The organism is Enterobacter cloacae complex sp. ECL352, from assembly GCF_020149545.1.
GTDB classification, from domain to species: Bacteria; Pseudomonadota; Gammaproteobacteria; order Enterobacterales; family Enterobacteriaceae; genus Enterobacter; species Enterobacter asburiae_B.
On record NZ_CP083709.1, the window covers coordinates 3388482 to 3402776 of the forward strand.

Annotated in this window: 12 protein-coding genes, 1 pseudogene and 1 other annotated feature; of the genes and pseudogenes, 10 read left to right on the forward strand and 3 right to left on the reverse strand. The window is 57.0% G+C overall.

The window, feature by feature from the left end:
* Positions 1-11: 11 nt before the first annotated feature.
* The gene (gene acrA / locus LBF07_RS16450; RefSeq protein WP_029741963.1) at positions 12-1205 is read right to left on the reverse strand and encodes a multidrug efflux RND transporter periplasmic adaptor subunit AcrA; all 1194 of its coding nucleotides are present in this window, start codon (positions 1203-1205) and stop codon (positions 12-14) included.
* 141 nt (positions 1206-1346) lie between these two features.
* On the opposite strand from acrA, the gene acrR reads away from it, so the two are divergent.
* Together acrR and mscK are read left to right on the forward strand one after the other, a co-directional pair.
* On the forward strand, positions 1347-2000 hold the full coding sequence (acrR, locus tag LBF07_RS16455) for a multidrug efflux transporter transcriptional repressor AcrR (RefSeq protein ID WP_033144791.1): 654 nt from the start codon (positions 1347-1349) through the stop codon (positions 1998-2000).
* 113 nt (positions 2001-2113) lie between these two features.
* Positions 2114-5461, forward strand: a complete 3348-nt coding sequence (gene mscK / locus LBF07_RS16460; protein WP_094934745.1) for a mechanosensitive channel MscK — start codon at positions 2114-2116, stop codon at positions 5459-5461.
* A gap of 11 nt (positions 5462-5472) precedes the next feature.
* On the opposite strand, the pseudogene rsmS reads toward mscK, so the two are convergent.
* Positions 5473-5671, reverse strand: a pseudogene (gene rsmS / locus LBF07_RS16465) (pleiotropic regulatory protein RsmS).
* Between the two features lie 14 nt (positions 5672-5685).
* On the reverse strand, positions 5686-6213 hold the full coding sequence (priC, locus tag LBF07_RS16470) for a primosomal replication protein N'' (protein ID WP_064673431.1): 528 nt from the start codon (positions 6211-6213) through the stop codon (positions 5686-5688).
* A gap of 50 nt (positions 6214-6263) precedes the next feature.
* Here priC and LBF07_RS16475 point away from each other — a divergent pair, with 50 nt between their 5' ends.
* The 8 genes from LBF07_RS16475 to hemH all read left to right on the forward strand — a co-directional run bounded on the left by LBF07_RS16475 (position 6264) and on the right by hemH (position 14294).
* Positions 6264-6641 carry a DUF454 family protein gene (locus LBF07_RS16475; protein ID WP_033144794.1) on the forward strand — a complete coding sequence of 126 codons (378 nt, stop codon included), beginning with the start codon at positions 6264-6266 and terminating at the stop codon, positions 6639-6641.
* A 150-nt stretch (positions 6642-6791) separates the two neighbouring features.
* Positions 6792-7343, forward strand: coding sequence for an adenine phosphoribosyltransferase (gene apt / locus LBF07_RS16480; RefSeq protein ID WP_069303751.1), 552 nt, complete (start codon positions 6792-6794; stop codon positions 7341-7343).
* An 88-nt stretch (positions 7344-7431) separates the two neighbouring features.
* Positions 7432-9357, forward strand: a complete 1926-nt coding sequence (dnaX, locus tag LBF07_RS16485; RefSeq protein ID WP_087822109.1) for a DNA polymerase III subunit gamma/tau — start codon at positions 7432-7434, stop codon at positions 9355-9357.
* Positions 8687-8751 (forward strand) — a sequence feature (DnaX frameshifting element). (Overlaps the previous gene by 65 nt.)
* A gap of 54 nt (positions 9358-9411) precedes the next feature.
* Positions 9412-9744, forward strand: coding sequence for a YbaB/EbfC family nucleoid-associated protein (locus LBF07_RS16490; protein WP_003858972.1), 333 nt, complete (start codon positions 9412-9414; stop codon positions 9742-9744).
* Positions 9744-10349: a recombination mediator RecR gene (gene recR / locus LBF07_RS16495; RefSeq protein WP_008499298.1), complete on the forward strand. Its 606-nt coding sequence runs from the start codon at positions 9744-9746 to the stop codon at positions 10347-10349. Before LBF07_RS16490 ends, recR begins: the two co-directional genes overlap by 1 nt.
* A 110-nt stretch (positions 10350-10459) precedes the next feature.
* Positions 10460-12334, forward strand: coding sequence for a molecular chaperone HtpG (gene htpG, locus LBF07_RS16500; RefSeq protein ID WP_094934744.1), 1875 nt, complete (start codon positions 10460-10462; stop codon positions 12332-12334).
* A gap of 228 nt (positions 12335-12562) precedes the next feature.
* The gene (adk, locus tag LBF07_RS16505; RefSeq protein ID WP_006809841.1) at positions 12563-13207 is read left to right on the forward strand and encodes an adenylate kinase; all 645 of its coding nucleotides are present in this window, start codon (positions 12563-12565) and stop codon (positions 13205-13207) included.
* A gap of 124 nt (positions 13208-13331) precedes the next feature.
* A complete protein-coding gene (gene hemH / locus LBF07_RS16510) occupies positions 13332-14294 on the forward strand; it encodes a ferrochelatase (protein ID WP_033144798.1) in 963 nt (320 codons plus the stop codon).
* Position 14295: the final 1 nt, after the last annotated feature.

A 14295-nucleotide genomic window follows, 5' to 3' on the forward strand; every position in this document is an offset into this window, starting at 1 on the left:
TCCTGTTTAAGTTAAGACTTGGTTTGTTCTGACTGGCCAGCGGCCGAAGCTTGTTGTTTATCGTCAGATTTCACTTCCTGTGCTTTAACCTGCGCGCCAGGACGAACTTTTTGCAAACCAGTAACAATCACGCGATCGCCATCTTTCAGACCTTCCGTCACCAGCCATTTATCGCCAATCGCCTGAGTGGCGGTGATATTGCGCGTTTCGACTTTGTCATCAGCCCCAACAACCAGCGCGCTCGCATCGCCGCGTGGCGTACGGGTCACACCCTGCTGTGGAACCAGAAGTGCGGTTGGATTCGTTCCTTCTTCCAGACGCGCGCGAACGAACATACCTGGCAGCAGATTTTTGTCAGGGTTCGGGAAAATCGCACGTAAGGTGATGGAACCGGTAGTCTGGTCGACCGTCACGTCAGAGAATTCCAGGGTACCTTCCTGCGGGAACTTAATACCGTCGTTGGTAATCAGCTCCACCTTGGCTTTGCCGTTTTCCTGTTTCAGGGTGCCGTTAGCCAGCTCCTGTTTCAGGCGCAGGAAATCGTTGCTGGACTGCGTCACGTCAACGTAGATCGGATCAAGCTGCTGCACGGTTGCCAGCGCATTGGTCTGACCGTTCTGCACCAGCGCCCCTTCCGTGACGGAAGATTTACCAATACGACCGCTGATAGGGGAGGTCACTTTGGTATAGGCCAGGTTAATGCGCGCGGTTTCGACGGCCGCTTTGGCTGCCACCACGGCCGCGTTAGCCTGCTGTGCATCGGCCAGAGCGGTATCGTAATCCTGTTGGCTGATGTACTTGGTACCGAGCAGCTTTTGGTAGCGGTTCAACGTCAGCTGAGCAATTTTGGCCGCGGCTTGTGCTTTCGCCAGGTCGCCTTTCGCACTTTCATAAGAGGCCTGATAGGTTGCTGGATCAATCTGATACAGAGACTCACCGGCTTTCACATCACCACCTTCGGTGAAGTTACGCTTCAGGATAATGCCGCTGACCTGAGGACGCACTTCCGCAATGCGGTAAGCATTGGTACGGCCTGGTAATTCGGTGGTGATTTGTAGAGGTTCAGATTTGAGCGTCACGACGCCTACTTCTGGCGCCTGCTGAGCTCCTTGTTGAGCTGGTTTGTCGTCACATCCTGTTAGCGCTAAGCTGCCTGAGAGCATCAGAACGACCGCCAGAGGCGTTAACCCTCTGTTTTTGTTCATATGTAAACCTCGAGTGTCCGATTTCAAATTGATCAAGGGTCCTGAGTCTAAAAACCCATTGCTGCGTTTATATTATCGTCATGCTATGGTACATACATTCACAAATGTATGTAAATCTGACTCCTGTAAATTCACCCACCTATGGCACGAAAAACTAAACAACAAGCGCTGGAAACCCGACAACACATTCTGGATGTGGCAATACGTTTGTTCTCGCAGCAGGGTGTTTCATCCACCTCGCTGGCGCAGATTGCTCAGGCTGCCGGTGTGACGCGAGGAGCGATTTACTGGCATTTTAAAGATAAGTCAGATCTGTTCAGTGAAATCTGGGAGCTTTCAGAGTCCAGCATTAGCGATCTCGAGAGTGAGTATCGGGCAAAATTCCCTGACGATCCACTCTCAGTATTGAGAGAAATATTAGTATATATCCTTGAAGCAACGGTAGTTGAAGAACGTCGCAGATTAATGATGGAGATTATTTTTCATAAATGCGAGTTCGTGGGCGAGATGGCGGTGGTGCAGCAGGCGCAACGCAGCCTTAGCCTGGAGAGCTATGATCGTATTGAACAGAATCTGAACCTGTGTATGCAGGCAAAACTCTTACCGGCCAATCTCTTGACCCGACGGGCGGCAATCCTGATGCGCAGCTACATTTCAGGTCTGATGGAAAACTGGCTTTTCTCGCCGCAATCCTTTGACCTCAAAGAGGAAGCCCGCAGCTACGTGGCGATTTTACTGGAAATGCTACAGCTCTGCCCCACGCTGCGCAGCGACGCGCCTTCGCTAACGGCCTGATCCCTTTCCAGGATTTATCTCAGAGGATAACGTTCGCGCTATTCTGCTTTCAGCGAGCGTGATATTCTTCACGCCGGACTATTTTCGGTCATCTTCTGACATCATTCACAACTATGCTGCCCATCAATCGCTCGCAACATCCTGTTTTTGCATTGCTCTTTGCGATGCTGTTTTTCTTCGCCACGGCGCCGCTGACCTGGGCCCGCGCCGATAACAGCAACGATATTCCCTCGCGCAGCGATGTTCAGTCGCAGCTCGACACGCTGAATAAACAAAAAGATCTCTCCCCTCAGGATAAACTCGTCCAGCAGGATCTGACTGAAACGCTGGAAACGCTGGATAAAATTGAACGCATCAAAGCGGAAACCGTCCAGCTTCGCCAGAAGGTGGCGCAGGCGCCTGAAAACATGCGTAAGGCCACCGACGCGCTGAATGCCCTCAGCGATGTGGATAACGACGACGAGACGCGCAAGACGCTCTCGACGCTCTCTTTACGCCAGCTGGAGTCCCGCGTCGCGCAACTGCTCGACGACCTGCAAACCGCGCAGTCGGATCTCGCCACCTATAACAGCCAGCTTGTCTCGCTGCAGACCCAGCCCGAGCGCGTGCAAAACGCGATGTACGCCGCGTCTCAGCAGCTGCAGCAGATCCGCAACCGTCTGAACGGCACGACGGTAGGCGAAGGCACGCTGCGCCCGACGCAGCAAACCCTGCTGCTGGTGCAGCAGACCTTGCTTAATGCGCAAATCGAACAGCAGCGTAAAAGCCTGGAAGGGAATACGGTGCTGCAGGACACGCTTCAGAAACAGCGTGATTACGTCACCGCGAATATTAACCGCCTGGAACACCAGCTTCAGCTGTTGCAGGAGGCGGTCAACAGCAAACGCCTGACCCTGACGGAAAAAACCGCCCAGGAGGCCGTATCGCCTGATGAAACTGCCCGCATTCAGGCGAATCCGCTGGTGAAACAGGAGCTCGAGGCCAACCACCAGCTTAGCCAGCGCCTGATACTGGCGACGGAAAACGGCAACTCGCTGGTTCAGCAAAATATCAAAGTGAAGAACTGGCTGGATCGCGCGCTGCAGGCTGAACGCAACATCAAAGAGCAGATCGCGGTCCTGAAGGGCAGCCTCCTGCTGTCGCGTATTCTCTACCAGCAGCAGCAGACGCTCCCGTCCGCCGATGAGCTGGAGGACATGACCAACCGCATTGCGGATTTACGTCTGGAACAGTTTGACGTCAACCAGCAGCGCGATGCCCTTTTCCAGAGCGATGCCTTTGTCGCCAAAATTGAAGAGGGGCATTCCAGCGACGTGAACCCGGAAGTGCATGACGCGCTGCTCCAGGTCGTCGATATGCGTCGCGAGCTGCTGGACCAGCTCAACAAACAGCTGGGCAACCAGCTGATGATGGCCATTAACCTGCAAATCAACCAGCAGCAGCTGGTGAGCGTCTCGAAAAGTCTGCAGGAGATCCTGACCCAGCAGATTTTCTGGGTGAACAGCAACAAGCCGATGGACTGGGACTGGGTCAAATCCTTCCCGGAGACGCTGAAAACGCAAATTAAGAGCATGAAGGTCACCGTAAACTGGGAGAAAGCCTGGCCTGCGGTGACGATTGCCCTGCTGGCTGGATTACCGCTGCTGCTGATTGCCGGCCTGATCCGCTGGCGTCTGGGCTGGCTGAAAAAATACCAGGCGAAGCTGGCCTCCGAAGTGGGTCAGCTGCGCAACGATAGCCAGCTCCATACGCCAAAAGCGATTCTGATCGATCTCATCCGCGCCCTGCCGGTGTGCCTGATTATTCTGGCCGTGGGCCTGATTCTGCTCACGATGCAGCTCAACGTCAGCGACCTGCTGTGGGCGTTCAGTAAAAAACTGGCGCTGTTCTGGCTGGTCTTTGGCGTGTGCTGGAAGGTGCTGGAAAAAGACGGCGTGGCGGTGCGTCATTTCAACATGCCTGCGCAGCTGACCAGCCACTGGCGTCGTCAGATTGTGCGCATCAGCCTGGCGCTCCTGCCGCTGCACTTCTGGTCGGTTGTCTCTGAGCTTTCTCCGCTGCACCTGATGGATGACGTGCTGGGCCAGCTGGTCATTCTGCTGAACCTGCTGCTGATTGCGATCCTGATGTGGCCGATGTGCCGCGACAGCTGGCGTGATAAAGAGTCCCACAATATTCGCCTGGCCACCGTGACGGTGCTGGCGATCATTCCGCTGGCGCTAATGGTGCTGACGGCAACGGGCTACTTCTATACCACGCTGCGCCTGTCCGGGCGCTGGATTGAAACGGTCTATCTGGTGATCGTCTGGAACCTGCTCTATCAGACCGTGCTGCGCGGCCTGAGCGTGGCGGCCCGCCGCATCGCCTATCGCCGTGCTATCGCGCGTCGTCAGCATCAGGTGAAAGAGGGGGCCGAAGGCGCGGAGCCTCAGGAAGAGCCGACCATTGCCCTGGAGCAGGTTAACCAGCAGACGCTGCGCATCACCATGCTGGTGATGATCGCCCTGTTTGCGGTGATGTTCTGGGCTATCTGGTCCGATCTTATTACCGTTTTCGCCTATCTCGACAGTATTACCCTCTGGCAATACAACGGTACCGAAGCGGGCGCGGCGGTCATGAAAAGCGTGACCATGGGCAGCCTGCTGTTTGCGCTGGTGTCGTCGGTGGTGGCCTGGGCGCTGATTCGCAACCTGCCAGGCCTGCTTGAAGTGTTGCTCCTGTCACGTCTGAATCTCCGCCAGGGGGCGTCCTACGCCATTACCACGATCCTCAACTACGTGATCATTATTGTCGGGGCGATGACGGTCTTTGGCTCGCTTGGCGTCTCGTGGGATAAACTGCAGTGGCTGGCGGCCGCCCTCTCGGTCGGTCTTGGTTTTGGCCTGCAGGAGATCTTCGGTAACTTCGTGTCCGGCCTGATCATCCTGTTCGAACGTCCGGTACGAATCGGCGATACCGTTACCATCGGCACCTTCTCCGGTACGGTCAGCAAGATCCGTATTCGTGCCACCACCATCACCGACTTCGATCGCAAAGAGGTGATCATCCCGAACAAAGCGTTCGTGACCGAGCGCCTGATCAACTGGTCGCTTTCCGATACGGTGACGCGCGTGGTGATCCGCCTGGGCGTAGCCTATGGATCGGATCTGGAGAAGGTGAAAGAGGTGCTGCTCAAGGCGGCGTCAGAACACCCGAAAGTGATGCACGATCCGGCTCCGGCGGTCTTCTTCACCACCTTTGGGCCGAGCACGCTGGATCACGAGCTGCGTTTATACGTGCGCGAGCTGCGTGACCGCAGCTACACGGTGGATGAACTCAACCGTTCTATCGATCGTCTGTGCCGTGAAAACGATATTAATATCGCCTTCAACCAGCTTGAGGTTCACCTGCGTAACGAGAAAGGTGATGAGCATACGGAAGTGAAGCGCGACATTAAGGGTGACGATCCTACGCCTGCTTAATCTATTTTCTCTCAGCCCTCAGGGGCGAGGGAGCGATTTTCCCCCTCTCCCTCAGGGAGAGGGCTGGGGTGAGGGTAATTTACCTTCAAAATCCCGCCGCACAATCTCCAGCGCCTTAAGCACCGTCTCGGCGGGGATCTCATGATTCTCGAGAAGCATAATCAAATCGACGGCCAGCTTGACCTCATCGGGTGCATTTTCCAGTGACATGGGTGTGGCTCCTGTTAACGGGTCAAACGTTCAATGACGCGCTCAATCTCGTCCCGCGCCTGACGGCAGCGGACGATACGTCCTTCCAGCGCGCTAATCTCGCGCATCAATAGCTGCTGCTCTTCCAGCGTCTCGCTGTTGTTTAGCCGCGTCTCGCGCTCGCGCTTCATCTCAAACAGCCTGCGCTCAAACTCCTGGTTCTCCAGCCGCTTGCGCTGCCATTTACCGAGCCCCGGCGAGGCGCTGTCCCAGGCGCGCAGCGGCCAGGCGGCGATTTCGCGATGCAGAGCGGTGATCTGCTCTGTGAGATGCTCTGCGAGCCACGCCACCTGTTCCTGCTGTTCACTCTCAACCGCATGGCGAAGCTCGTCGAGGTTGGTCTGCGCTTCCGCCAGGTAATCCTGAATGACGGTGCTGCGGGTACGAAAAAGCTGCCGGTCAAAGCGCGGTTTCAGCGTGGCGTGGCCCATCAGCGGTGTAGCCTGCTCCCGCAGAACAATAAGCTGATTTTGCAGCCTCTCAAGAAGCAGTGCTGTTTTCAAGGCGCTCTCCAGTGGTAAAGTAGCCGTTCAGTTTGATAACGATTCGCATTATGAAGCGTACTATTTTAATCATCATTGGCTGGCTCGCGGTAGTGCTTGGCACGCTGGGTGTGTTTTTACCCTTGCTGCCGACCACCCCGTTTATCCTGCTGGCGGCCTGGTGCTTCGCCCGCTCGTCGCCGCGTTTTCACCACTGGCTGCTCTATCGCTCGTGGTTTGGCGGCTATCTGCGGCACTGGCAAAAACACCGGGCCATGCCGCCAGGCGCGAAGCCGCGCGCGATCGCGGTGATCCTCATCACCTTCGCTATTTCATTATGGCTGGTGAAAATGATGTGGGTACGTATTCTGCTGCTGGCGATCCTCTCCTGCCTGCTTTTCTTTATGTGGCGGATCCCCGTGGTTGATGAAAAGCAACAAAAGCACTGAAGCCTCATCATGGCTGTTGCAATTATCACGCGCAGCCAGTAAATTCGACCGTTTTCGAGCACAGGTGCGCCTGGTCAAAGGTTAAACAATTGTTGCCTTGGCCGACTCGTTGCGCGCTGTGAGTAACACTGTTTCATTTAGGCAAAACCGATGACCGCAACTGCACAGCAGCTTGAATATCTGAAAAACAGCATCAAAAGCATCCAGGACTATCCAAAGCCTGGCATTCTTTTCCGTGATGTCACCAGCTTGCTGGAAGACCCGAAAGCGTACGCGCTCAGCATTGAACTGCTGGTCGAGCGTTATAAAAACGCCGGGATCACCAAAGTAGTAGGTACCGAAGCCCGTGGCTTCCTGTTTGGCGCACCGGTTGCGCTGGCAATGGGCGTGGGTTTTGTGCCGGTGCGTAAGCCGCGCAAACTGCCGCGTGAAACCATTGCTGAGAGCTACGAGCTGGAGTACGGCACCGATCAGCTGGAGATCCACATTGATGCGATCAAACCTGGCGACAAGGTGCTGGTGGTCGACGATCTGCTGGCAACCGGCGGCACCATTGAAGCGACCGTGAAGCTGATCCGTCGTCTGGGTGGTGAAGTGACCGACGCGGCATTCATCATCAACCTGTTCGATCTCGGCGGTGAACAGCGCCTGGAAAAACAGGGCATCACCAGCTACAGCCTGGTGCCTTTCCCGGGTCATTAATCCCGGTTTTCACAACCTCGCTCAATGGGTGAGGTTGTGATAGCATTCCCCTCCATAAATTCACCTTCCAGCGTTGCAGAGCCTGCCCATGAGTTATCAGGTGTTAGCCCGTAAATGGCGACCACAAACCTTTGCTGACGTTGTCGGTCAGGAACATGTGCTGACGGCCCTGGCGAACGGCTTGTCGCTAGGTCGCATCCATCACGCCTATCTTTTCTCCGGCACCCGCGGCGTCGGTAAGACCTCTATTGCCCGTTTGCTGGCAAAAGGTCTCAACTGCGAAACCGGGATCACCGCCACGCCGTGCGGCGTGTGCGATAACTGCCGGGAGATCGAGCAGGGGCGTTTTGTCGATCTGATCGAGATCGACGCCGCCTCGCGTACCAAAGTGGAAGATACCCGCGATCTGCTCGATAACGTGCAGTACGCCCCGGCGCGCGGCCGCTTCAAGGTCTACCTGATCGATGAAGTGCACATGCTGTCGCGCCACAGCTTCAACGCCCTGCTGAAAACGCTGGAAGAGCCGCCCGCGCATGTGAAGTTCCTGCTGGCGACCACCGATCCGCAAAAGCTGCCGGTCACGATTTTGTCGCGCTGCCTGCAGTTCCACCTGAAGGCGCTGGACGTTGAGCAGATCCGCGCGCAGCTTGAGCACATTCTTGATGAAGAGAAGATCGTTCACGAGCCGCGCGCCCTGCAGCTGCTGGCACGCGCGGCGGACGGCAGCCTGCGTGATGCGCTCAGCCTGACCGACCAGGCGATTGCCAGCGGTGACGGCAAGCTCTCCACCGAGGCGGTCAGCACCATGCTCGGCACGCTGGATGACGATCAGGCGCTGTCGCTTATCGAGGCGATGATTGCCGCCAACGGCGAACGCGTGATGTCGCAGGTGAACGCGGCCGCTGCCCGGGGTATCGAATGGGAAGGACTGCTGGTTGAGATGCTCAGCCTGCTGCACCGCGTGGCGATGCTGCAGCTTTCACCGTCCGCCATCGGAGCGGATATGGCCGCCATTGAACAGCGGATGCGTGAACTTGCCCGCACCGTGCCGCCTGCCGACGTGCAGCTGTACTACCAGACGCTGCTGATTGGCCGCAAAGAGTTACCGTTCGCGCCGGATCCACGAATGGGCGTTGAAATGACGCTGCTGCGCGCGCTGGCGTTCCACCCGCGCATGCCATTGCCGGAGCCGGAAGCGCCGCGGCAGTCTTTCGCGCCGGTCGCCCCTACGGCGGTGATGTCGCCGCAGCAGGTGCCACCGCAGCCGACACCGCCGCCGCAAAACGTGCCGCTGTCGGATGCCACCAGTTCGGTGCTTGCCGCACGCAGCCAGCTGCAGCGTGCGCAGGGAGTAACCAAACCAAAAAAGAGTGAACCGGCAGCGCCAGGAAGAGCGCGGCCGGTGAACAACGCCGCGCTTGAACGACTGGCCTCGGTAACGGAGCGCGTACAGTCGCGTCCGGCACCGTCCGCGCTTGAGCAGAAAGCCCCGGTGAAAGAAGAGGCTTACCGCTGGAAGGCAACCACCATCACCGAAGAGGTGAAGGAAGAGGTCGCCACGCCGAAAGCGCTGAAAAAGGCGCTGGAGCATGAGAAAACGCCGGAGCTTTCCGCGAAGCTTGCTGAAGAGTCCATTGCGCGCGACGCCTGGGCCGCCGAGGTCAGCAAACTCCAGCTGCCGAAGCTGGTCGAGCAGGTCGCGCTGAATGCCTGGAAAGAGCAGGACGGTAATCAGGTGCGTTTACACCTGCGTCCGGGCCAGCGGCACCTCAATTCCCCTGGTGCGCAAAAGGCGCTGGCCGAGGCGCTCACCGCATTACAGGGTGCGCCGGTTGAATTGACTATCATTGAAGATGATAATCCGGCAGTGAAAACGCCGCTCGAGTGGCGCCAGGCCATTTATGAAGAAAAGCTCGCGCAGGCGCGCGAGGCGATTATTGCGGATAACAACATTCAGACCCTGCGCCGGTTCTTCGACGCCGATCTGGATGAAGAGAGTATTCGCCCCATTTGATCGTGAGTCTGACTTACGGTTGTAATCCTTAAACGTGAAAGAAGAGAGAAGCCTATGTTTGGTGGAAAAGGCGGTCTGGGTGGCCTGATGAAGCAGGCTCAGCAGATGCAGGAAAAAATGCAGAAGATGCAGGAAGAGATCGCTCAGCTGGAAGTCACGGGTGAATCCGGTGCCGGTCTGGTCAAAGTGACCATCAACGGTGCGCACAACTGCCGTCGCGTGGAAATCGACCCGAGCCTGCTCGAAGACGACAAAGAGATGCTGGAAGATCTGGTTGCAGCCGCGTTTAACGATGCCGCTCGCCGTATCGACGAAACTCAGAAAGAGAAAATGGCCTCTGTTTCCAGCGGTATGCAGCTTCCGCCTGGCTTCAAGATGCCATTCTGATGCAAACCAGTCCGCTGCTCACGCAGTTAATGGAAGCACTGCGCTGCCTGCCGGGCGTTGGCCCGAAGTCGGCGCAGCGCATGGCGTTTACGCTATTGCAGCGCGACCGCAGCGGCGGGATGCGCCTGGCGCAGGCTTTAACCCGCGCCATGTCAGAAATTGGTCACTGTGCGGATTGCCGCACCTTTACCGAGCAGGACGTGTGTAACATCTGTACGAACCCGCGTCGTCAGGAAAACGGTCAGATTTGCGTGGTGGAGAGTCCGGCGGACATCTACGCCATCGAACAAACCGGGCAGTTTTCCGGTCGCTACTTCGTGCTGATGGGGCATCTCTCCCCGCTGGACGGTATTGGCCCGGATGATATCGGTCTTGACCGCCTTGAACAGCGTCTTGAGTCCGAAACCATCAAAGAGGTGATCCTCGCCACCAACCCGACGGTGGAAGGGGAGGCAACCGCCAACTACATCGCCGAACTGTGCTCGCAGTACGGCGTTGACGCCAGCCGCATTGCCCACGGCGTGCCGGTGGGCGGCGAACTGGAAATGGTCGACGGCACCACGCTGTCGCACTCTCTGGCCGGGCGTCACAAGATTATTTTCTGACCAAACGGAGGCTGCGCGCGCGGCCTCCGCTTGAAAATTTCCTCCCTTATCCCCATCTCTCACTCAACGTTTTAAAACCCCATTAAATGGCATTGTTGAGGTCGACATAGATGAAAGGACAAGAAACCCGTGGTTTCCAGTCAGAAGTAAAACAGCTTCTGCACCTGATGATCCATTCCCTGTATTCCAACAAAGAAATTTTCCTGCGTGAGCTGATTTCCAACGCCTCGGACGCGGCGGACAAGCTGCGCTTCCGCGCGCTGTCTAACCCGGACCTGTACGAAGGTGACGGCGAGCTGCGCGTGCGCGTCTCGTTCAATAAAGAGAACCGCACCCTGACCATCGCCGATAACGGCATCGGGATGAACCGCGACGAGGTGATCGACCACCTCGGTACCATCGCCAAATCCGGCACCAAAGCGTTCCTTGAGTCCATGGGCTCTGACCAGGCGAAAGACAGCCAGCTCATTGGTCAGTTCGGCGTCGGTTTCTACTCGGCGTTTATCGTGGCCGACAAAGTTACCGTCCGTACCCGTGCGGCAGGCGACAGCGCCGAGAACGGCGTGCTGTGGGAATCCAAAGGGGAAGGCGAATATACCGTTGATGACATCACCAAAGCGGATCGCGGTACCGAAATCACCCTGCACCTGTGTGAAGGGGAAGATGATTTCCTGAACGACTGGCGCGTGCGCTCCATCATCAGCAAATATTCCGATCACATCGCCCTGCCGGTAGAGATTGAAAAACAGGAAGAGAAAGACGGTGAAACCGTGGTTTCCTGGGAGAAGATCAACAAGGCGCAGGCGCTGTGGACGCGCAACAAGTCTGAAATTAAAGACGACGAATATAACGAGTTCTACAAGCACATCGCCCACGACTTTACCGACCCGCTGACCTGGAGCCACAACCGCGTGGAAGGTAAGCAGGAGTACACCAGCCTGCTGTACATCCCGGCACAGGCGCCGTGGGACATGTGGAACCGCGATCACAAGCACGGCCTGAAGCTGTACGTGCAGCGCGTATTCATCATGGACGACGCCGAGCAGTTCATGCCGAACTACCTGCGCTTCGTGCGTGGTCTGATCGATTCCAACGATCTGCCGCTGAACGTCTCCCGTGAGATCCTTCAGGACAGCACCGTCACCCGTAACCTGCGCAACGCCCTGACCAAACGTGCGCTGCAGATGCTGGAAAAACTGGCGAAAGACGATGCGGAAAAATATCAGACCTTCTGGAAACAGTTTGGCCTGGTGCTGAAAGAAGGTCCGGCAGAAGACACCGCGAACGTTGAAACGATCGCTAAACTGCTGCGCTTCGCCTCTACGCACAACGACTCCTCCGCGCAGACCGTGTCGCTGGAAGAGTACGTCTCCCGCATGAAAGAAGGGCAGGAGAAGATCTACTACATCACCGCCGACAGCTACGCGGCGGCGAAGAGCAGTCCGCACCTGGAGCTGCTGCGCAAGAAAGGCATCGAAGTGCTGCTGCTTTCTGACCGCATCGACGAGTGGATGATGAACTACCTGACCGAGTTCGACGGTAAGGCGTTCCAGTCCGTAGCCAAGGCCGACGAGTCCATCGACAAGCTGGCGGATGAAGTGGACGAAAGCGCGAAAGAAGCCGAGAAGGCGCTGGAGCCGTTCGTTGAGCGCGTGAAAAACCTGCTGGGCGAGCGCGTGAAAGAGGTACGCTTCACGCACCGTCTGACCGACACCCCGGCGATTGTCACCACCGATGCGGACGAAATGAGCACCCAGATGGCGAAACTGTTCGCGGCGGCGGGCCAGGCGATGCCGGAAGTGAAATATATCTTTGAGCTTAATCCGGATCATCCTCTGGTGAAACGCGCGGCGGATACCCAGGACGACGCCCGCTTTGCCGAGTGGGTTGAACTGCTGCTGGATCAGTCCCTGCTGGCCGAGCGCGGCACGCTGGAAGATCCCAACCTGTTCATTAAACGTGTGAATGCGCTACTGCTGGCGTAATTAAACACCTGCCCCTCACCCTGCCCTCTCCCCAAAGGGGAGAGGGTGTTCAAATTCCCTCTCCCCTTTGGGGAGAGGGTTAGGGTGAGGGGAAACAACCGCACTAATGCAAATAATCTCCCCCCGTTAACCGTTTCAGCCTTCCCGCCTTCCTTGAGCGATGCCCGTTCTGGTGGTATTGTTTAGCGCTTTTGAAAAATTGAAACGACTTTTGAGGGGATTTTCGCAATGCGTATTATTCTGCTTGGCGCTCCGGGCGCGGGTAAAGGAACTCAGGCTCAGTTCATCATGGAGAAATACGGTATTCCGCAAATCTCCACCGGTGACATGCTGCGCGCCGCTGTAAAATCTGGCTCCGAGCTGGGTAAACAAGCGAAAGACATCATGGACGCAGGCAAGCTGGTGACCGACGAGCTGGTTATTGCTCTGGTCAAAGAGCGCATTGCGCAGGAAGACTGCCGTAACGGTTTCCTGCTGGACGGCTTCCCACGCACCATTCCTCAGGCTGACGCCATGAAAGAAGCGGGCATCAACGTGGACTACGTTCTGGAGTTCGACGTACCGGACGAGCTGATCGTTGACCGTATCGTTGGCCGTCGCGTACACGCTGCTTCTGGCCGCGTTTACCACATCAAATTCAACCCGCCTAAGGTTGAAGGCAAAGACGACGTGACCGGCGAAGAGCTGACTACCCGTAAAGACGATCAGGAAGAGACCGTGCGTAAACGCCTGGTGGAATACCATCAGATGACCGCGCCGCTGATCGGCTACTACACCAAAGAAGCGCAGGCGGGTAACACCAAATACGCCAAAGTTGACGGCACCAAAGCCGTGGCTGACGTACGTGCAGAGCTGGAAAAAATCCTCGGCTAATCGCGCGCCTCTCACCCGGGCTCCCGGGTGAGAAATATTCTCATCTTACCTATTACAGCAATGGGTTTCGTTTAAACGCATTTCCGCTACAATTGACAACCTATCAAATGGTTAAGAGGCGTGAATGAGTCAGGCGAAAACCGGCATCCTGCTTGCCAATCTGGGCACTCCAGAAGCACCTACATCAGACGCGGTAAAACGCTACCTGCGACAATTTTTAAGCGACACGCGCGTCGTGGATTTCCCGAGACTGCTGTGGTGGCCGCTGCTGCGTGGCGTCATTCTGCCGATTCGTTCCCCGCGCGTCGCCAAACTCTATCAGTCCGTCTGGATGGAAGAGGGCTCGCCGCTGATGGTTTACAGCCGTCGCCAGGAAAAAGCGCTGGCCGCCCGCCTGCCGGATATGCCCGTCGCGCTTGGCATGAGCTACGGAAAACCGTCCCTGCAAAGCGCGGTGGAATCACTGCTGGCGCAGGGCGTGGACCATATCGTCGTGCTGGCGCTCTACCCGCAGTACTCCTGCTCGACGGTGGCCGCCGTCTGGGACGAGCTGGCCCGCATTCTGGCGACCCGCCGCCGCATTCCGGGCGTGACTTTTATTCGCGACTACGCGGATAACGATCTCTACATCCAGGCGCTTGCCAACAGCGCGCGCGCGTCGTTTGAAAAGCACGGCGAGCCGGATCTGCTGCTGCTTTCCTATCACGGGATCCCGCAGCGTTTCGCCAATGAAGGGGATGATTATCCGCAGCGCTGCCGCGATACTACGCGCGAGCTGGTTTCCGCCCTTGGCCTGCCGCCGGAGAAGGTGATGATGACCTTCCAGTCGCGCTTCGGTCGCGAGCCGTGGCTGACGCCGTACACCGATGAAACCCTCAAAATGCTGGGTGAGAAGGGCGTGAAGCACATTCAGGTGATGTCGCCGGGCTTCTCGGCAGACTGTCTGGAAACGCTGGAGGAGATCGCGGTGCAAAACCGGGAATTTTTCCTTGAGGCTGGCGGCGAAAAGTACGAGTACATTCCGGCGCTTAACGACTCGCCTGAGCATATCGATATGATGGTCTCGCTGGTAACGAACAGCCGCTGAT